Origin of the sequence: Acinetobacter sp. S54, assembly GCF_016624945.1 — a bacterium.
Lineage (GTDB): Bacteria > Pseudomonadota > Gammaproteobacteria > Pseudomonadales > Moraxellaceae > Acinetobacter.
Genome location: NZ_JACVUI010000007.1, coordinates 49,431 through 70,446, shown reverse-complemented (window position 1 = coordinate 70,446; position 21,016 = coordinate 49,431). Strand labels below are relative to the sequence as shown.

General features: G+C 38.9%; 15 protein-coding genes, 1 tRNA gene and 1 pseudogene. 12 read left to right on the top strand and 5 right to left on the bottom strand.

All coding sequences use genetic code 11. The features are described from left to right. The first annotated feature begins 1 nt into the window (after position 1). A complete protein-coding gene (locus IAE20_RS11420; RefSeq protein WP_200482089.1) occupies positions 2 to 2,425 on the top strand; it encodes a CSLREA domain-containing protein in 2,424 nt (807 codons plus the stop codon). Between the two features lie 90 nt (positions 2,426 to 2,515). Here IAE20_RS11420 and argG read toward each other — a convergent pair whose 3' ends face one another. Together argG and IAE20_RS11410 are read right to left on the bottom strand one after the other, a co-directional pair. Continuing rightward, the gene (gene argG / locus IAE20_RS11415) at positions 2,516 to 3,856 is read right to left on the bottom strand and encodes an argininosuccinate synthase (RefSeq protein ID WP_200482088.1); all 1,341 of its coding nucleotides are present in this window, start codon (positions 3,854 to 3,856) and stop codon (positions 2,516 to 2,518) included. Between the two features lie 174 nt (positions 3,857 to 4,030). Beyond that, positions 4,031 to 4,918, bottom strand: a complete 888-nt coding sequence (locus tag IAE20_RS11410) for a LysR family transcriptional regulator (protein ID WP_200482087.1) — start codon at positions 4,916 to 4,918, stop codon at positions 4,031 to 4,033. A 166-nt stretch (positions 4,919 to 5,084) separates the two neighbouring features. On the opposite strand from IAE20_RS11410, the gene IAE20_RS11405 reads away from it, so the two are divergent. The 4 genes and pseudogenes from IAE20_RS11405 to IAE20_RS11390 form a co-directional block, all read left to right on the top strand. Further along, positions 5,085 to 6,002, top strand: a complete 918-nt coding sequence (locus IAE20_RS11405; RefSeq protein ID WP_200482086.1) for a DMT family transporter — start codon at positions 5,085 to 5,087, stop codon at positions 6,000 to 6,002. A 357-nt stretch (positions 6,003 to 6,359) separates the two neighbouring features. Continuing rightward, positions 6,360 to 8,390 carry an NADPH-dependent 2,4-dienoyl-CoA reductase gene (locus IAE20_RS11400; RefSeq protein WP_200482085.1) on the top strand — a complete coding sequence of 677 codons (2,031 nt, stop codon included), beginning with the start codon at positions 6,360 to 6,362 and terminating at the stop codon, positions 8,388 to 8,390. 85 nt (positions 8,391 to 8,475) lie between these two features. After that, positions 8,476 to 8,565, top strand: a tRNA-Ser gene (locus IAE20_RS11395). A gap of 258 nt (positions 8,566 to 8,823) precedes the next feature. Continuing rightward, positions 8,824 to 9,088: pseudogene (locus tag IAE20_RS11390) on the top strand (TonB-dependent receptor); the annotation flags it as partial. 200 nt (positions 9,089 to 9,288) lie between these two features. Here IAE20_RS11390 and IAE20_RS11385 read toward each other — a convergent pair. Then, positions 9,289 to 10,344 carry an aromatic ring-hydroxylating oxygenase subunit alpha gene (locus IAE20_RS11385; protein WP_200482084.1) on the bottom strand — a complete coding sequence of 352 codons (1,056 nt, stop codon included), beginning with the start codon at positions 10,342 to 10,344 and terminating at the stop codon, positions 9,289 to 9,291. Positions 10,345 to 10,496: 152 nt separating this feature from the next. Here IAE20_RS11385 and IAE20_RS11380 point away from each other — a divergent pair, with 152 nt between their 5' ends. Next, positions 10,497 to 11,429, top strand: coding sequence for a LysR family transcriptional regulator (locus tag IAE20_RS11380; protein ID WP_200482083.1), 933 nt, complete (start codon positions 10,497 to 10,499; stop codon positions 11,427 to 11,429). A gap of 65 nt (positions 11,430 to 11,494) precedes the next feature. Here the strand turns inward: IAE20_RS11380 and IAE20_RS11375 are convergent, their stop codons facing one another. Beyond that, positions 11,495 to 12,142 carry a TetR/AcrR family transcriptional regulator gene (locus IAE20_RS11375; RefSeq protein WP_200482082.1) on the bottom strand — a complete coding sequence of 216 codons (648 nt, stop codon included), beginning with the start codon at positions 12,140 to 12,142 and terminating at the stop codon, positions 11,495 to 11,497. A 112-nt stretch (positions 12,143 to 12,254) separates the two neighbouring features. Here IAE20_RS11375 and IAE20_RS11370 point away from each other — a divergent pair, with 112 nt between their 5' ends. From IAE20_RS11370 to IAE20_RS11350, 5 genes are all read left to right on the top strand, one after another. Further along, a complete protein-coding gene (locus tag IAE20_RS11370; RefSeq protein WP_200460868.1) occupies positions 12,255 to 13,256 on the top strand; it encodes an HlyD family efflux transporter periplasmic adaptor subunit in 1,002 nt (333 codons plus the stop codon). Between the two features lie 10 nt (positions 13,257 to 13,266). Further along, a complete protein-coding gene (locus IAE20_RS11365; protein WP_200482081.1) occupies positions 13,267 to 15,054 on the top strand; it encodes an ATP-binding cassette domain-containing protein in 1,788 nt (595 codons plus the stop codon). Continuing rightward, complete coding sequence (locus IAE20_RS11360; protein ID WP_200482080.1) at positions 15,051 to 16,178, top strand: ABC transporter permease; 1,128 nt, start codon at positions 15,051 to 15,053, stop codon at positions 16,176 to 16,178. Before IAE20_RS11365 ends, IAE20_RS11360 begins: the two co-directional genes overlap by 4 nt. Before the next feature lie 4 nt (positions 16,179 to 16,182). Continuing rightward, positions 16,183 to 17,301, top strand: coding sequence for an ABC transporter permease (locus IAE20_RS11355; RefSeq protein ID WP_200482079.1), 1,119 nt, complete (start codon positions 16,183 to 16,185; stop codon positions 17,299 to 17,301). Between the two features lie 176 nt (positions 17,302 to 17,477). After that, entirely contained in the window at positions 17,478 to 18,662 is a 1,185-nt protein-coding gene (locus tag IAE20_RS11350; RefSeq protein WP_200482078.1) for a hypothetical protein, read from the top strand. A gap of 57 nt (positions 18,663 to 18,719) precedes the next feature. Here IAE20_RS11350 and IAE20_RS11345 read toward each other — a convergent pair whose 3' ends face one another. Further along, the gene (locus IAE20_RS11345) at positions 18,720 to 19,700 is read right to left on the bottom strand and encodes a LysR family transcriptional regulator (RefSeq protein ID WP_200482077.1); all 981 of its coding nucleotides are present in this window, start codon (positions 19,698 to 19,700) and stop codon (positions 18,720 to 18,722) included. Positions 19,701 to 19,800: 100 nt separating this feature from the next. On the opposite strand from IAE20_RS11345, the gene IAE20_RS11340 reads away from it, so the two are divergent. Beyond that, positions 19,801 to 20,913, top strand: coding sequence for a tartrate dehydrogenase (locus IAE20_RS11340; RefSeq protein ID WP_200482076.1), 1,113 nt, complete (start codon positions 19,801 to 19,803; stop codon positions 20,911 to 20,913). The last annotated feature ends 103 nt before the right edge of the window (positions 20,914 to 21,016 follow it).

The following is a 21,016-nucleotide window of genomic DNA, read 5'->3' as shown; positions in this document are numbered from 1 at the left end:
CATGAAAAATTATAAAAAAGGACTACTTACATTGATGGTATTGTCTGCTATGTCATTAATGGCGGCAGAAGATAAGACTATTTATGTAAATACTTTTGATGATATTGATGATCAAAGCAGCAGTAAATGTTCGCTTCGGATGGCAATGAAAGCTGCTGAACTGAATCGGTCTTATGGTGGATGTAGTGCAGGTAATACTGCGGCCTCAGCGATGGATTATATCCAACTTGAGGAGGGAGTCTATAAGCTAAATTCGGAGTTAGTTCCAGCTTCATCTATTTCTATTGTGGGGAAAATTCCACAAGATTATAGTAAGGTGGATGTCATCACCAATGATTATCCAGCCAAAACAGTTCTTAAAAGCATTATAGATGGTGAAAGTAAAACGCGTTTAATTAATACCAGCAACAGCAAAGTTTCTATTTCTATTAGTAATGTTCAGTTTCAAAACGGTAAAAATGCAGATCGAGGCGGTGCACTATATTTGGGTGCTGCAACAACATTGACGGGCGTATCTGTCCTAAACTCAACTGCAAGTCAAGGAGGAGCGATTTACCTTGAAGGAAATAACGCTGCCCTCACCATGACCAGTGGTATATATCAGAACAATAAAGCTGTTACTGGTTCTGTTCTAGCAATGAGTTGTAAAGATAATCTGGATTATAATAAACGTACATTTACGTTAACTAATAATAGTTTTATTCAAAATGGATCAAATGAAAGTAAAAGTACACTGGAGTTTTGTGGCGAGCCAACAGCAACTTTAACTGCTAATACAATTGCTCAAAACACTGCAAATGCGGCAAATGGTAGCATTATAAAATTTACAAGTGATCGATTGAATATCGAAGATGATGGCAAACTGAGTACTTCAAGTAGTCTGGTTTTAAATAGTAATACCATTGTCGAGAATACTGCTTTTAGTACTTTTTTATATGACAAGATTGGGACGAAAATATTAACTTTTAATGTTCTCGCATTTAACAGTAACCGTTCATGCCGCTATTTGCTTGGTGAAGCCAAGGACGAAAAGGATACGGGAGTTGGTCTGGCTTATAATGCGTTAAATTTAGTGGCGGGGGGTAACAGCCAGTGTGATGTTGCCAGTGAGGTATTACCAGAAGAACAGACCAATATTAATGTGGGTAATAACAATATTTCTACAGTATTAAGCCCATTACAAACTGCTTCTGAGTATACGAGTTTTCTTCCTGTTTACTTCCCTAAAGATAATCACACTGCAACAGATTTGGTTGATGTGGGTGCTGATGGATGCAGTACTCAAGATCAGCGAGGAATCAATCGTATTACCGATGGAACTTTAATTTTAAATCCAGCAGGAAGAAATAGTTGTGATATCGGCTCGACTGAAATCATGCGTTTGACGGCTGGAGATATTAATGGAATCGTAAATACCTCTCTTGTTGACCTACTTGCTAACTATCAAACTCAACTTGATCTTTTCAAGGGTTTAGTTGCAGATACAACAACTAATCCCGATTTTCTGCCTTATTATAATAAGCGGGTTAAAGAGTATGAAGATTTAATTAATTATACGAAAGCAAATGAAAAGTATCGTGCAGTGTATGTCGATCCATTTGCATTTAGCTTACCAGATGAAACTGAGCTAGCAGATGGCAGTCGCCAAATCCAGCACCTAACAACTGATACTTATGCGGTAAGTGTAACGCCAGTGGGCGTAGGTATGATCACAGGAAGTGGGGATACGGCTAAACTAGAATCTAAACCTGATGAAAATCTGAAATGTGAATGGAATGCTGACTTAAAACGAATCATGGTTTATCGTCTGGATGATGGTATTACGCAGGCAGGTGAATACAATTTCTGTGAATATACATTGACTATGAAAAATGCAGATGGTTCACTCAATACGAATAGAACGTCATCAGGATTAATGCAGGTTAATTTTGTCAATATTGCGCCGATCGCGACCGCTGATGAATATACTATTCAATATGGAACGGATCAGAAGATAAATGTAAATTTACTTGCCAACGATTCCGATGATGGTGACGGCCCTGTTTCTGCTATGACTATTAAGCCAAATAAGCCGGCTTTCTACCATAATTCTGAAGGTATCGAATTACCAATTCGTGTAACTACTGTTCCTTCTGGAGTTAGTATTACGCCTGAACGCAGTGGTCCTTGTCCATATCCTGACGAAAAAGAAACCTGTTATGGCGGTAATTTAACTATTCAGGTTAAGAATAATTTCAACGTATTTGACTATAAATTTAGTTATTTGATTTATGATGCGGATGAAACTAAGTCATCGGAAACAACGGTGACGCTGAAAAATACTGCATCTACCACAAACAATCAAAGTGGTAGTGGTGGTGGAAGTCTAGGTATCTTTACTGTACTAGGACTGGTTGGATTGGTGCTTTATCGTCGTCGATCTTAATTTATAATAAAAAAGAGAGGTTCAATTGAACCTCTCTTTTTTTATCAGCTCATTGAGTTATTCAAGAAGCTTTATTGTTTAAAAACAAAATTATTTTTTGGTTTCCAATTGTGGGACTGCTGAACCTTGACCAATAGATAACAAGCCAGTATTGGTATAAATACCTAATTTTGCACGTGTATCCGTGATATCTAGATTACGCATTGTCAATTGGCCAATACGATCCATAGGTGTAAACGTTGAATCACCTTTCTCCATAGTTAAACGCTCTGCTTCATAAGTGAGGTTTGGAGATTCAGTATTCATGATCGTGTAATCATTACCACGACGAAGCTCAAGTGTCACAGTACCAGTAATTGCCTTTGCTACCCAGCGTTGAGCAGTTTCACGTAACATAAGCGCTTGTGAGTCAAACCAGCGACCTTGATAAAGTAGACGTCCTAAACGTAATCCGTTGATGCGATATTGTTCAATGGTATCTTCATTATGAATACCAGTGACTAAACGCTCATACGCAATATGTAAAAGAGCCATACCTGGTGCTTCATAAATACCGCGAGATTTGGCTTCAATAATACGGTTTTCAATTTGATCCGACATCCCTAAACCATGGCGACCACCAATACGGTTGGCTTCAAGAATGAATTCAACAGGATCTTCAATGCGTTGGCCGTTTAAAGCGACTGGCATCCCTTCTTCAAAAGTTATAGAAACTGATTCTGGTTGAATTTCAACATCATCTTTCCAGAAAGCAACGCCCATAATTGGATCAACGATTTTGATGCCTGCATTCAGATATTCAAGGTCTTTGGCTTCATGTGTTGCACCCAGCATATTTGAATCAGTTGAATATGCTTTTTCTTTTGACATTTTATAGTCAAAGCCATTATCAATCAGGAACTGTGACATTTCAGCACGGCCACCCAATTCATCAATAAACTGTTGGTCTAACCACGGTTTATAGATTTTTAAGCTTGGATTAGTCAGCAAACCATAACGATAGAAACGTTCAATATCATTGCCTTTATAAGTAGAGCCATCGCCCCAGATATTGACATCATCTTCTTTCATAGCCGTGACTAACATGGTTCCTGTCACAGCACGACCTAATGGAGTCGTGTTGAAGTAGGGAACACCACCAGTACTGATATGAAATGCGCCACATTGAATCGCTGCGATTCCTTCTAAAGCAAGTTGTAAACGGCAGTCGATCAAACGAGCTTTTACTGCACCATACTGTTCAGCTTTCTTTGGAATAGCGTCATAGTCATCTTCATCAGGCTGGCCCAGATTTGCAGTATATGCATAAGGTTCTGCGCCTTTTTGTTTCATCCACAATAAAGCTGCTGAAGTATCCAGACCACCAGAGAAGGCAATCCCCACTTTTTTGCCTACTGGTACATGCTGCAAAATGGTTGCGTTATCAGTCATTGCTAATCCTAACTAACATTTGTAAAAAGACCCAAACCGACGGTCTTGAGAATTCAGAATGGCAGATATTGTAGCACTTTTTTATTTTATTTTTTCGGATCGTTCAATATCCATCCTGAAAAATACAAAATCTATATCGATATCTTGATACATCTAAATTTTTCAATTCAGCTGTTAGGCGACCCTAACCTGAGTGAACGTCTGAGTATTTTGCAGAGAATCATTTAATCCAATAAATTGCTTTTCAATTGGAGTAAATACATGATCACTTCGAGCGATCAAATATAAGCCAATATCGCGATATTGCTCAGGTGTTTCCCGATAATATTGAATCTTAAATTTTTCAATCAATGATTTGGCCAGCATGGAGATTCCCATGCCTAACTGGGTAAAATGAATCAAAGCTTCATGATCATAAATATGAGTCAGTTCACCCTTACTTAAACCATAGTCTGCATAAATTTTATCGAGCGTTGTTGCATAACAACATTCTTCAGAAGCCAGTAAAATATTTTGATGATTCAAACAATCTTCAAGACTTTCATGATTGATTATATTTTTGCCGATGATTACCAATTGATCCTCAGCTTTTTGAATATACTGAAGATTTTTTTGTTTAGGATGACCAAGCACATACGCAATATCGAGGTTTCCCGCTAATATTTCTTCCTCAATATACCCTGTCGCTCCTGTTTTCATGGTAATGGACAGGTCAGGGTAGGCTTGATAAAGCTGATTAAATGATGGATAGAAACGCATTCCACCTAAACTGGTATTGGTTCCAAAGCGTAAATTATTGTCTTGTTGATAAATTTTATGTTCGGTTTCTTCCCAAGTAAAAATCATTTTTTTATACTGGTTATATAAATTTAATCCTGACTCGGTCAACTCAACCCCTTTGGGTTTACGAATAAAAAGTTGTCGTTTGTAATGATTTTCAATTTTTTTGATTTTGGCAGTCATGTTGGACTGTAAATAATTGAGCTTATGCGCTGCGGCAGTAATACTTTTTAACTCGGCAACCGTGACAAATGACCTGATATCGCTAATGTCAATATTCATAAATAAGCCTCAATCGTTAAAAAAATCCAATTTTAAAAAGAAATGGGTATTCCTCTTTAAAAAAGACATTAAAAAAAATGATGTATCTATTAAAACATAGCATTATTCATGATGTCATTTGTTTTATACACTATCATTCTATTCTTTGATTTGTTGAGAGAAGCTCGTGAATATTCGGGTCATCAGTGCTATCGCATTGTTATGTCTGGTTTGGGGGTCTTTATGGGGACTCGTTAAACATAGCTTACAGGTTTTTCCACCCTTTCTCTTTATCTCTACACGATTGATTTTAGCGGCTTTGACTCTAATTTTGGTGCAGTTTGTTCTCAAAAAATCAATTTTGCCTATGCGTGGTGAGTGGAAACCTTTGATCATTTTAAGTGCACTGGTATGTTTGGGTTTTTATGCAACACAAACTTTTGCCATGCAATTTGTAGACTCAGGTCTATCTGCTGTTTTGGTTTTTACCATGCCGATTTTCATTGGGGTATTAGCACATTACTTTCTAAACGAGCGATTAAACAAACAGAAAGTTTTGGGTCTTATTTTAGGTACGTTTGGGCTGATTGCGATTTTGTGGCCACAATTGTGGCATTTGAGTCTTAATTTATCTTTGATTGGACAAGGGTTTCTCATCGGATCTGGTTTTTTCTGGGCAATGGCAACTGTTTATATCAAAAGAAATTTTGCGACTTATGACAAAATTAAGCTGACGATCTGGCAGCTTTTAATGGGTGGAATTGCTATTTTTATTGGGGCTTTAGCATTTGAATCAGTGGATTTAGGGGTTTGGAAAAATCCTTTAAATGAATCCCTATTGTTTTACATCGCCGTGGTGGGAACAGGATTTGCTTTTGTACTATGGAACTGGATTGTGAGTCAGGTTGATACCTTTATCGCTTCAATTTCAATTATGTGCATTCCTGTTCTGAGTCTGTTGTCTGGCGCTTTAGTTTGGCATGAGCCATTGACTGTTAATATCTTAATCGGTGCTGCATTGATCTGTTTAGGAATTGTCATGAGTTCTTTAAAGCGAAGGTCAAAAAAAGCACATTTGGCCTATTCTCCTAAACATTTTCAATGAGAAACATGATTCCGACTGACTTAATTTGGATGAATGCTTTAATATTTTTTAAACATGATCAGCCATATTTAATATGGCTTTTTTTGTATTTTTTATGCGTAAATAAAGTTCAATAAAAACATTCAAGACCTCTTGTGTACACCAGAATAATAACTCTGTGAGCCAAGTTGAAATGTATTTGATGATTTGTACCTGAGTTTTAATTTGGTCATCATTTGATGAGAAAAATAAGCTATGCTTTATGCCTAATTGACAATTTCAACACCTAAAAAAAGACAACAGGCCATCCCAACCTGACAAAAAAGTATTAAAGTATTATGCAACAAGTTGCACCGCCAAATTCAACAAGGATTTCCTATGACTAGCTATGCACATATTCTAAAACCTTTACATTTGGGTTTTACCACAATTAAAAATCGTGTTGTGATGGGGTCTATGCATACGGGGTTAGAAGACCGTTTCTATAATTATCCAAAATTAGCTGCTTATTTTGGGGAAAGGGCAAAAGGTGGTGTGGGCTTAATTATCACTGGAGGGATTTCACCAAACCGTCAGGGATGGTTATTACCTGCGGGTGGAACTATGAATTCACTGGCAGACATTCCGCATCATCGACTTGTGACTCATGCGGTGCATAAACATGGCGGCAAGATTTTGATGCAAATTTTGCATGCGGGTCGTTATGGATATCAGCCCTTTGTTGTATCTGCAAGTGCGATTAAGTCACCTATTTCTCCATTTAAACCTCGTCAGATGTCGGAAAAGAACATCCTTGAAACTATTGAAGATTATGCACGTTGTGCCAACCTTTCAAAAAAGGCAGGTTATGATGGGGTTGAAATCATGGGATCTGAAGGTTATTTGCTGAATCAGTTTTTGAGTTGCCATGTGAACCAGCGTACTGACCGTTGGGGTGGCTCAGTCGAAAACCGCATGCGCTTTGCAATTGAGATTGTTAAGGCTATTCGAGAAAAAGTTGGTGAAAAATTTATCATTAGCTTTCGATTATCCATGCTTGATTTAGTGCATGACGGTAACACTATGCAGGAAGTGATTAGGATTGCTCAGGCGTTAGAAAAAGTAGGGGTTACAGTTCTAAATACGGGGATTGGCTGGCATGAAGCACGTGTACCCACGATCGTAACTTCAGTGCCACGCGCAGCCTTTGTTGATTACACAGCTTATGTCAAACAACATGTTTCGATTCCTGTGATTGCATCCAATCGTATAAATATGCCTGACACCGCCGAAGAAATTTTGGCAACAGGTAAAGCGGATATGGTGCAAATGGCGCGACCATTATTAGCTGATGCTTTTTGGGTCACCAAAGTAGCAACCAATCGTGTAGATGAAATTAATACCTGTATTGCGTGTAATCAGGCTTGTCTGGATCATACTTTTAAAAATAAAAGAGCAACTTGTTTAGTTAATCCACGTGCCGCCTATGAAACAGAATTGGTATATGTAAAAACTAAACAACCCAAAAAAATAGCAGTGGTAGGCGGTGGTGTTGCAGGCATGTCTGCTGCTACAGTCGCAGCGAGTCGCGGTCATGAAGTCACTTTGTTTGAAGCTGCTTCGGAGATAGGCGGTCAATTTAATTTAGCTAAAGTTGTACCTGGGAAAGAAGAATTCCACGAAACGATTCGTTATTTTAAAATTCAAATTGAAAAAACAGGGGTGGATTTACGCTTAAATACCCGAGTAAACCGTGAGCAATTGGAACGCGAAGGCTTTGATGAGGTGATTGTGGCTACAGGTGTGATTCCTCGGCAGCTAAAAATTGAAGGAAGCCATTTACCTCAAGTATTGTCATACGCAGAAGTGCTTAAAGGTGCTCCAGTAGGCGATAGAGTTGCAGTGATTGGTGCTGGAGGAATAGGTTTTGATGTTTCTGAATTTTTATTAAAGCCACCTCATCAGCCTCAGCCACAACCCTTATCTGATTGGCAACGTGAATGGGGAATAGATCCTCAGCCAGATTATATGACAGAAGGGGGATTACAACCCGCGCAAGTTGAGCCACCTGTTCGTCAAATTTATTTATTACAACGTAAAACCACGCCACTGGGTATTGGGCTGGGTAAAACCTCTGGATGGGTTCATCGTGCACAATTGAAAAAACATGCTGTTCGTATGATGCGAGGTGTACAGTATAAAGCAGTCACGGACGAAGGTTTGTGGGTAGAGCTGAATGGTCATGATCAACTATTACGTGTAGATACTATTGTGGTATGTGCTGGCCAAGAGTCAATTAAAGATCTAATGCCAAACGAAAGGGAAATTACGCTTGCAAAGTATCATATTATTGGTGGTGCAAAGTTAGCAGCCGAACTTGATGCTAAACGCGCGATTAGAGAGGGTGCAGAACTAGCTGCCCAGCTTTAATTTTTGATGAAACAATATCCAATTGAATATAAACATTAAAATTTATCTTGAATAAAATGAAGTGTCTTTGTATTCTTACGCACATGGAAGCGTGGCAGAGCGGTTTAATGCACCGGTCTTGAAAACCGACGAGGGTGTGAGTCCTCCGTGAGTTCGAATCTCACCGCTTCCGCCAAATATCTAAATAAGCCCTTGTTTTTTACAAGGGCTTATTTTTTAACTTCGTATTTCCCCCTCAACTTACCCTCGTCAAAATTTGAATTAAGCTATACAAGTTCAGACTATTTTAGAAAATTGAATACGTGTTGTTTTTTAGCTTAAATGATAGGGCTGTGAGTAGGAAGGATTGTAATCTAAAGAATATTAGGTATATGTCAGTACAATAATGGACGATATTGAGCTAAAAGAGTGGGGGTCCACTCTTCGCAAGTAAGATGCTGCCAACAGTTGGCATGAACTCAATGTCTACACTCTTTCTCTAGTCAAAGGAACCTTATTTGCTGAAAAGGTTATACCCACTGGATGTGATTGATTATTTTCCTATAGTCAAAGGGCGGATGGACTTTGGTGTATATAACCTTTGGGGAAGCCAATATCAAACAGTATTTGCTCAACAGTTGGCTGTAACAAATGCGAATCCATTATTGGCTATTCCTGCACAAGGGAGAATATTTGCATTGAGCTATACAATTAATTAAGAGTGGGACTTATATTTTTAATAAAAAATTAAGTTAAAATAAGCCTTTATATGACTAATAAGGGCTTATTTTAACTTCTTGTTTTACTGCGTATGAAACCAAAATGTGCATTCAAAAAAGTCAGCAAAATAATGTCATTACAAATACAACGTATAAAACAGTTAGAGATGAAAAGAGAAAAGTTGCTTAGTCATTAAATTTTAAACTGTATAGCGTTTGCTTAATCCCCAATCAGCCAAAATGCGACGATAAGTTGTAGAAGAACGATCTGCTTCAAAATGTGCTTCCATGGTTAAATCAAGTGGTAACTCTTCAGGTTTTTGCGCTTCAACCATTTCTTGATCCTCTGCAAAAATTTGTGCATTAAAGTCATACACAGCCTGTAAATCTCCAGTCGTATCAAAATTACGAGTCAGAGGAACAAACAAGCGGGTTTTATTATGTGAAACTGGGCAGCATGCGTTTAAAATTTTTAGAATTCCGTCATGAGGAAAATGCACAGTTAATATTGCAGAAAATGGTGGATATACATCAAACACACGTTTCCATAAGAAATCTTGGGGTGCTAAATGTTGCAATCCATGAGGATAATTACTTACATCACTGACATATTCAGTATGTAAACCATACTCTGTTTTTAGGGTTGAATATTTTGGAACGACAGGATTTTCACGACTGGCGAAGGCTTCATTATGCACCCATGCAAAATGTGCAACATCAATAAATCCTTCAAGTTGGCGTCCACTTGAACCTGCGATATCCACAAATGGCGGTAAAATGGCTTGATGTGTTTCATCTTCCCATGTATCGAGATGCGGAAAATTAGCCAATTCGACATTACGATTTTGAATACTGGTCCAGATCAAACCATATTTTTGTACCACTGGAAATTTGGTCAGTCGGAAACGATCTGAAATTTTAGTAAGTTCTGGTTGTGCAGGAATTTTTGTACATTTCCCTTCCGCGTTATAACGCAGGCCATGATAAGGACAAACAATTTCTTCACCTTCAACCCAGCCTTTCGTCAATGGCACACCACGATGTGGACAAATATCCCGCACCAGATGAATCTCACCTGACTCGGTTTTATAGAGAGCCATTTTAACGTCCAGCAAAGTGACTTGCTGTGGTTGAATAGCGACATCTTCAATTCGAGCAACAGGATACCAATGTTGGGAAAGGATCTCCCAATCCTGATCTTCAAATTGGCTATAACAAGGTTTGTTGATCAGATTAATGACTGGGATTGCATTCATGGCTGCGCCTCGTACTTTATTTTGGGAATGATCGAATTAAATGCAGTATTGAATGTATGGTGTATATTGTCTATTAGAATGATTTGTATAATATGTTCTAAAAAACAGAATGCTTCTAATTTTTTGTATTTTCTATATAGGTAATGGCGGTGATGAATGTTCCTTTTTCTCGATTTGCTGAATATTTTCTAGTGGTTGCTGAAACTGAAAATTTGCATAAAGCGGCGGAACAACTGTTTATTTCTGTTTCCGCAGTACATCGACAAATCACGCTTGCTGAGGAACAACTTGGCATAGCACTTTTCGAGCGTTTACCCAATGGACTTAAACTGACGCTCGCTGGTGAATTACTTTATTCAGATCTTTTACGCTGGAAAAAAGAGTTTATACAAACACGTATACGTTTTGATGAGATACAAGGCTTAAAACGTGGATCCATTGAAATGGGGCTAATTTCAGCATTAAGTGAAGGTTTTGTGATTGAAACTTTGGCTGAATTACAACAACAATATCCATGGATTACATTCAATATTCATACGCATGAAAGTAAGGCAATTATCCAAAAACTGATCAATACAGAAATCGATTTTGGTCTGATTCTCGACCCTTTGGTACATGCTCAACTTGAAGTTTTATCGTTTATCGAAATCCCAATCGGCTTTGTTATGAGTCCGCAACATATTCTTGCGACTCAACCTAAACTTACGCTTGCAGATACCTATGAAAGCCGTCATATCATTGCAGATGCGCCTTTAATGATCCATGAAAGAGTCATGGCGATGTATAAAAAACAGCACATTGTTCCTGTACATCAAACACTGACGAATGATATTCGACTTATGATTTCAATGTTAAAAAGAAATATGGGAATCGCAATTCTTAGCTATCTGGATGTTTATACAGCCGTTGAAAATAAAGAGCTAATTTTTATTCCTCTTCAAGAGCGCGCTATTCAGCCGTTAACCCTAGCACTTTGCGCAGGACAGCGCCGTCAGTTATCCAGAATCTCTCAAATCTTGATACAACAATTAAGCAGAAATATGGAAGAATTAAAAATTTACCCTAGCGACAAAAGTAGCCTGTAAGAACATTTGATATATTCAAACCATAATCTATGTAAAAGGATTGAGATGGATCGAAATAAAAAATATTAAGTTATAGTTATCTGATGACTTTGCTTAATTGCCTCCAAACCAGCTAAAGAAAAGGTCATAAGATGCTGAAGCAGACGTTGTGAATCCATACGTGAAATGCTCTGTATGGGAGTCGGAACATTGGTACTGGCAATAATCAGCATCATACAGGGCGCAACAACACTCAGTACACAAGGCAAAAGTGCTGGATGATTTTCGTCTAGACCTGAAACCTGACTTATAATTTGACGAATATATTGAAATTTTCTTGTTCCATCGTGAGCCATGAACTGTTCTAGATAAGGGGTAGGAGAAAATAGTTCACGAATAAAAACCTGACTATGCCAGACATCTTTTTCAACCAGTTTACTAATCAGTGTCTCAAAGAAAATTTCAAGTTTTCTGGTTGGAGAGAATGGACTTTTTACTAGCTCAGATAATTGTTGCTCATCAATATAATGGGCATGGGCTTCAGCCAAAACCGCTTTGTATAAACCTTCACGACCTTCAAAATGATAATTAATTGCTGCTAGATCCACTTGAGCTAACTGGGCAATCGCTTTATTGGTTGTTTGCGCAAAACCCTCTTGAGCAATTAATTGACCTGCTGCTTCAATAATTTTGGCTTTCGTTAAATCACCATCACGGCGACGTGATCTGGACATTGTGTAACCTGAATCAAATTTTGCTTTTTAAGTATATATTTTTTTGCCGAGTTGATGTAGTTTAAATTTAAATTGAATTTAAACTATAATAATTTCATTCAAGGCGACTAACATGAAAAAAGGTGTTGTTGCGACTTTGCTGGTCGTTCTTATCCTTGCGCTAGCGTTTGCTGCATACTGGTATTGGAATAAAGATAAACCTTCGGAACACGAATTGACGCTGTATGGAAATGTTGATATTCGTCAGGTTTCACTGGCGTTTGAACAGGCAGGACGGATTCAGCGTTTAAATGTTCAGGAGGGAGATAAAGTACAACAGGGTCAAGTACTTGCAGAACTAAATACCGATGCCTTAAAAATACAGGCACAACAAGCCAAAGCTCAACTAAATGTACAAAAACAGGCTGTCATTGCACAGGATGTGGGTACCCGCCCAGAACAGATTACTCAAGCCAAAGCTCAATTAACTTCTGCACAGGCACAGCTTGAAAAAGCCAGTAAGGATTTTCAGCGATTACAACTTTTGAATAATAGCACCGCAGGCCAAGCTATCAGTAAACAGGAACTTGATCTTGCTCGGACCAGTCAAGCGACTGCTGCTGCTACAGTTAAAGAACAGCAGGCTAATCTTGTGTTATTGGAAAAAGGTGCAAGAGCAGAAGATCGCGCCGCTACCAAAGCGCAGTACGAAGCCAGCCAAGCCAACCTGAATTTAATTGAATATCAAATTACTCAAAGTATATTACGTGCCCCAGTCAATGCAGTCGTTCGTGCCAGACTTCAGGAAGTGGGTGATATGACTACTGCTCAAAAAACAGTTTATACATTGGCTCTCACAGATCCAAAATGGGTGCGTGTCTATGCCAATGAACAGCAGTTGGGTTTGATCAAAATGGGTAATCAGGCTCAAGTTATTCGTGATTCCCAGCCGAATCAGCCCATTTCAGGCAAGATTGGTTATATTTCTTCTGTAGCAGAATTTACCCCAAAAACGGTACAGACCGAAGATATCCGAACCACTTTGGTTTATGAGGTTAGAGTTTATGTAAATGATCCAGATGATCAATTAAAAATGGGTCAACCTGTGACAGTCAAAATCGCCAAAGCTGATTGAGTAACTGCTTATGAATGACTTGCCAAACAATGCTTCTGATGTGGTTATTGCGCAAAATTTGCGACAGGTCTTTCGCTCAGAAAATAAGAAAATGCCTGATATCTGTGCAATTCAGGATTTAAACATGCACATACGATCAGGGCAACTAACGGCATTGGTCGGGCCAGATGGAGCGGGTAAAACAACTTTTTTACGCTTAATCGCAGGATTATATCAACCCACTTCGGGTTCATTGCAGGTATTAGGAACTGACGTTTCAAAAAATCCGCAAGCTGTGCAAGACCGTATTAGCTATATGCCACAACGGTTTGGATTATATGAAGATCTGAGTATTCAGGAAAATCTTGATCTCTATGCCGATTTGCACGGCGTTCCTCAAGAAATACGCAGACAACGATTTGCCCGTTTATTAGAGATTACCGATCTCAGTAAATTTACCCAAAGACCAGCAGGAAAGCTTTCTGGGGGAATGAAACAAAAACTGGGTTTGGCTTGTACTTTGGTTCGTTCACCCGAGTTATTACTTTTAGATGAACCCAGTGTCGGAGTGGACCCTTTATCCAGACGAGACTTATGGTTAATCATTGAACAATTGGTTAAAGAAGAAAATTTAAGCGTAATTATGAGTACCGCATATATGGATGAAGCCGAACGATGTGCTGAGGTATATGTCATGTATGAGGGAAAAATACTGCAACAAGGCACACCGCAACATTTAAGCGAACAGGTCAGAGGGTTGACTTGGCAAGTCAAGCCACCTGAATTTATGAAGGCACGGGCATTACAAGCACATTTATTAGATAATCATCAATTTATTACAGATGCGGTACCTAAAGGGGATGAAGTTCGATTTATTACACAACCCGATTGTCCGAAATTACCCGATGAGCAGTTACCACAAGGCGTTGTAGTTTCAGCTAGGGAACCTGAACTTGAAGATGCGTTCATGTGGTTTTTACATCAGGCTCAACAGCATGATGATGGTACACAGCATCAGTCTGCAAATGATTTAGTTTCTTCTACGCAAATTGCGAATGATCAAGTTGAACCCGTGATTGTAGTGAAAGATCTTGTGCGCAAGTTTGGTGATTTTACAGCGGTCGCCAGTACTTCTTTTGATGTAAACCGAGGAGAAATTTTTGGTTTACTCGGACCCAATGGCGCGGGTAAAACCACTACATTTAGAATGTTATGCGGCCTATTACCTGCAACCAGTGGAACTCTTGAAGTTGCTGGACTGAATTTGCGTCATGCACGGGCACAGGCACGAGCGCGTATTGGCTATGTTTCACAGAAATTTGCGCTATATGGAAATTTAACAGTTCTGGAAAATTTAAAATTTTTTGGCGGGGCGTATGGTTTATCTGGAAATAAACTCAAGCAACAAATTGAAAAAGCGTTACATCAATTTGAACTCCAGCCCCATGCAAAAAGCGGTGATTTACCCAATGGATTTAAACAACGTTTGTCGATGGCAGCGGCTTTATTACATCAACCCGAAATTGTCTTTCTGGATGAACCGACCAGTGGTATTGACCCTTTAGCGAGGCGAGCTTTTTGGTACACCATCGGAAAATTAGCCGATCAGGGCATGACCATTATTATTACGACACACTTTATGGAGGAAGCTGAGTACTGTGACCGTATTGCGATACAGGATGCCGGTAAGATGCTGGCTTTAGGTTCTCCTAAACAAGTGCGTCAGCAGGCGGGTACAGGCAGTAGTAGTGATATGAATCGCGCATTTATTGCGATTGTAGAACAAGCCCGTACACATCAACAGGAGCATGTCGCATGAAAGGATCGGCTTCTGTTTTACGTTTGGCTGCTTTGATCCGTAAAGAAATTCATCAATTACTCCGGGATAAAAGTAGTCTGGCAATCGGCCTGATCTTACCCCTTATCCTGATTTTACTCTTTGGTTACGGGTTATCTTTCGATTTAAATAATGGCCGGGTAGGCGTGGTTGCACAAAATATGACGCCTCAAAGTCAGCAGTTGATTGCTGGGCTAAATGGGACGAAATATATTACGGCTTTGCCTTATACCAGTTTTTATCAGGCTGAACAGGCAATGGGACGCGCTGAAATAGATGCTATTGTCAATCTGCCTACAGATTTTGCACAGCAAAGCGCACAAAATACCGCAACCATACAAGTCATTACAAATGGCCGATCGACCACGATTGCCTCTGCTTTACAGGGATATATTTCAGGGGCATTACTGACAGCACAAACGATTCAAGCAGATCGAAATAATATCGGCACATCAGCGGGATTAATCAGTGTTGAACAACGTATGTGGTTTAATGAATCGGCAAATAGTACTTGGTTTTTAGTTCCTGGGCTGATCGTATTGGTATTGACCTTGATTGGTGCATTTCTCACCGGTTTATTAATCGCTAGGGAGAGAGAAAGAGGAACGCTCGAAGCTTTATTTGTAACTCCAGTTCGTCCATTGGAAATTGTTCTTTCAAAACTCATTCCATATATCGTGATTGGCATGATCGATATTGTGATGTGCTTATTAGCAGCAAGTTTGATCTTTGATGTTCCAATCCGTGGTTCATTACTTTCTATTATTAGTGCATCATTTTTATATTTATTGGTTTCATTGTTATTAGGATTGACGATTTCGGGATTCTCCAAAAGCCAGTTCCAAGCCAGTCAAATGGCTCTACTGGTCAGCTTTATGCCAGCAATGATGCTATCTGGGTTTGTTTTTGACACTCGTAATTTACCGTGGTTAATACAGATAATTAGCCAAATTTTGCCTGCAACTCATTTTATGTCCCTCATTAAAACTCTGTTTTTAGGGGGAGATGACTGGGGGCTTTGGCTAAAAGAGTGTGGCATTTTAATGGTGTATGTTGTGATTTTAATGACTGCATCGTGTCGATCACTAAGAAAACGTTTGGGGTAACAGCATGTTTCATACTTTTGTTACTTGGTTAAATTACTTGATGGTATTGGTCAAAAAAGAATTTCTCACGATTTTAAGTGATCCAGCCAATCGGGTTATTTTATTTGCACCTGCTTTAATTCAGGCTTTATTGTTTGGCTATGCCGCGAACTATGATGTAAATCGAGTGGATTATGCAATTTTAGATCAGAGTAAAAGTCTGGCATCTCAGCAATTATTATCGCATTTGGATGGTTCTGGTATTTTTCATCGAACCGCTATTCTCAATAATAATTCACAGATTAAAGACGTGATTGATCAGCGCACAGCGTTAGCTGTGATAAGTATTCCGCCAGATTTTGAAGACAAACTAAATAACACTCAAACTTCGCCTATACAAGTTATTTTAGATGGTCGTAATTCATCTACTGCAGGAATGGCTGGCGCTTATATCAATAATGTAGTGAATTCACTTAACCAGGAACGCTTAGGAAATATTGCCCCTTTTCAACTTGAAATACGTACGTGGTATAACCCCAATCAGGAATCCAGATGGGGGATTATGCCTTCGTTAATTGCTGCTTTAAGTATGATGCAAACTTTATTGTTATCTTCGCTTTCGGTTGCAAGAGAACGAGAACAAGGCACGTTTGATCAATTACTTGTGACTCCTTATACCCCGCTTCATATCATGATTGGTAAAGCATTACCGCCAATTTTTATTGGTTTGATGCAATCCACCATTATTTTATTGATCATTATGTTCTGGTTTGGCATTCCCATGAATGGCTCTTTAAGCTTGTTATATTTTGGGTTGTTATTTTTTAACATTGCTGTGGTCGGTGTGGGCTTGTCTATTTCGGCGATCTCTTTAAATATGCAACAGGCCATGTTATTTACGTTCTTTTTAATTATGCCCTTAATGTTGTTATCAGGATTACTTACACCCGTACAAAACATGCCACATATTCTACAAATTGCGACTTATGCCAATCCTTTACGTTTTGGAATCGATTTAGTACAAAGAATTTATCTGGAAGGGGCAACTTTTAGTCAGGTAAAAGGTGATTTTATTCCCATGTTTGTTCTGGCGGTTATTACGTTGCCCTTGGCTGCATGGCTATTTAGAAATCGGTTGTCCTAATAAAATTTGGGTAATTCCACCCTCATTTTGAGATTGCTGGGTAATCGATGCTTTGATTTTGCTTATGCGCTGTAAGGATTAAACACACTTCGGAAAAGCCAACTTCATAGTTTAGCCGTTGTTCATTGGGTTAAATTTCTTCATTTTTACATAAGTTAAAACAAGGATGTAAAACAATGAAGAAGGTGCTTTTATTTTTAGGTTCAATGAGCATTTTGGCAAATATGCCTCTATTAGCGGCAGATTTAAGTATCGGTGATCCCACTGCTGAAACGGGTCAACTTAAACTTTCAGGGGCGATTCGTACCCGCTATATCCATAAAGATTATGTGGTTGAGGCAAATGAAGGCTCAAAGAATGATGATTGGCAACTTGCAGATATCAAAACAGTTTTAACATATGAAAATCCTGACTGGATTGCATCGATGGATGTTCGTTGTTATCAATACAGCCGCTTATGTGATGCGTTATTTTTAAAAGATGCATGGGTTGGATATAAAATTTCAAATCAGCAACGTGTTTCAATAGGATTGCAATCAGTCGATTTTGGGTTTGGACGGCTTTGGGGCAATAGTTATTATGAAACTTTACTCAATACAGTCGGACTGGAGGATATCCAAAATTTAGGCGTGAAGTATCAGTTTAAGGATGATCAATACAACTTTATTTTAGGTTTTTATCCCACCGATGGGGGAAATTACAAAGGCATTTCTAAAGATTCCAGTCGTTATAGTGGTAACTTCGTTGAAGCTGATGATTTGACCCAGGGTACCGATATTGATGAAAAAAATATGTGGGTGACACGTCTTTCACGGAAATTTGAATTGAACGCTACAGAAAACTTTTCGACTGAAATTGGAGGGTCTTACTGGTATTCAGAACTGAAAAATCATCGCACAGATCAAGATGGACATCGCCGTACATGGAGCATTTTTAGCACCACCAATTATCAGGCATGGCAATGGTTATTTTTATTTGGAGAACAAAATATTAAGAATGGTGATGATTTGCTGCCAAACAGTTCGACAATCGGGGTATTTGATTATCCTTATCAAGTCGCTAATAAAGGCAAATATATGGCCAATGAGATTAATTACACCTTTGCCAAGCCTTTTCACCAGTTAGAAAATATCAAGCCTTATGTTTCATATAGTCGTTTCTATAAAGAGGAATCGGACTATCAGGATTCAGATCGTTTAATTGCGGGCATATATTTTAACTATAAAGCGGTTGGTATACAGGGGGAATATATCTGGAGTCGTAATGATCCAATGACTGGCAGCGGAGCCAATGGACTCGCTCAAGGCGATACCAATCAGTGGAATAAATTATTTTATTTGTCCATTGGATATTATTTCTAACTTGCTTGTATTTATTTAAAAAGCCAGCTTGTAATAAAAAAAAGCTGGCTTTTTTGACTATAAAAATACCTTTTCTGTTGGTGGTGTCATGGGTTCAATTGGTTGAATCAACTGACCACGAGAGACATTTTGAACATGCTGTAAACGATTAAGTAGTTCATTCTGGATAAATAAAATACAGGTTTGTAATTTAGAAGAACTCTTTAAACGGGATGGATAAACAGCCCAAATATCAGCATCTTGCCAGTATTCTGGTAAAATATGTTGTAATTGTCCATTAATCAACTCATCTGCCACGTCCCAGATTGAACGTAAAATAATACCGTGCCCTTCAGTTGCGAGCTGATGAATAATTTCGCCGTTATTAGAAACAAAGCGCGGGGTAACATGCACAGATCGATCTTCTAAAGCATGACGAAGTTTCCACAGCACTGAGGATTGGTCACGTTCACTAATGGTTAAACAATCATGTGTCCGCAAATCTTCAAGACTTTCAGGCATTCCGTTTTTCAGTAGATAGCTCGGGGCTGCACAAAAAATCCGAAAATTGGATGCTAATTTTTTAGCAATCATATTGGGCGCAATTTCATTACCAATCCGAATATCCAAATCAATGCTATGTTGAATCAAGTCTTTGGTGTTATCAATCGTATCAAATTGAATTTCCAGTTTGGGGTACATAGTCATGAGTTTCGACAGGATAGGCGCAATATGTTTACGACCAAAACCAAAACTACTCACAATATCCAGACGACCCGTTGGCGTGCTGAGCGGATTATTCACTAGCTCGCTGATTTCATCAAATTCATCCAGAATATTGGATACGCGATCTAAAATCAGTTTTCCATCTTCAGTCAAACTTACATGGCGGGTACTACGATGAAAGAGTTTGCAGTTTAAATTTGTTTCTAAAATATTGATACGTTTACTGATAAAAGCAGGTGAAACACCCAGTTCTTCCGCAGAATCGACAAAACTCTTGCGTTTGGCGACTGTGCAAAAAACCTTTAAATCCGATAGGTTAGGTAGATTATTCACGATCCGTGTCCATTGGGATGATAGTTTTCTTATTGATCATTGCTGTTGAAAATAGCATGTTTACATCTAAGGATATTAACCAAAGGTGTAAGGGAGCGTTATGGCAAAAAAGTATAAAGTTGCCACGATTGCGGGTGATGGGATTGGTTTAGAAGTTCTACCAGAAGGGATTAAAGTTGTAAAGGCTGTAGCAGATAAATATGATCTTGCGATTCAGTTTGATGCATTTGATTGGGCGAGCTGCGATTACTATCTTGAACATGGCAAAATGATGCCAGATAACTGGTTTGAAGTCTTACAGGAATACGATGCAATCTTCTTTGGTGCTGTAGGTTGGCCTGAAAAAGTCCCAGATCACATTTCATTGTGGGGTTCATTACTACAGTTTCGTCGTCGTTTTGACCAATATGTAAATTTACGCCCCGTTCGGTTAATGCCTGGAGTGAAATGTCCACTTGCAGGTAAAAAGCCAGGCGATATCGATTTTTATGTGGTGCGTGAAAACAGTGAAGGAGAGTACTCTGCCATTGGTGGTAAAGCTTTTGAAGGTACGGATCGTGAATTTGTATTGCAAGAAGCTGTGTTTACCCGTCATGGTGTTGACCGCATTTTAAAATATGCTTTTGAATTTGCCGATCAACGTGATGCTAAAAAGATTACGGCAGCAACCAAGTCCAATGGTATTGCGGTGAGTATGCCGTACTGGGATGAGCGCGTTGACGAAATGGCAAAACAATATCCGCAGATCAAAGCAGATAAACAGCATGTTGATATTTTAGCGGCACGTTTTGTACTACAGCCTGAGCGATTTGATGTAGTGGTGGCATCGAATTTATTTGGTGACATTTTGTCGGATCTAGGCCCGGCATGTACCGGTACGATTGGTTTAGCAGCTTCGGCAAACTTAAACCCAGAACGCAAATTCCCGTCACTTTTTGAACCTGTACATGGTTCTGCACCTGATATTTTTGGACAACAAATTGCCAATCCAATTGCTGCGATTTGGTCAGGTGCCATGATGCTGGATTTTCTGGCAGAGGGCGAAGAGAAAGTCATTGAAGCAGGTCAAGAGATTATGCAGGCAATTGAGCATGTGTTAGTCCATGGTCCTAAAACACCTGATGTCGGTGGAACGGCAAGAACCTATGAAGTGGGAGATGCGATTGCATCATTTGTTACGCATCAGAAAATGGATTTATTCGCGATGGAGTAGGCGTCCTTAGCCAATAATAAGGGAATCCCTAAAGCTACTTAAGCAGGTTGGTATGGTTTAAAAATGTCCTGAAAATGCTTATTTACCTTATGTAAACTGCGAT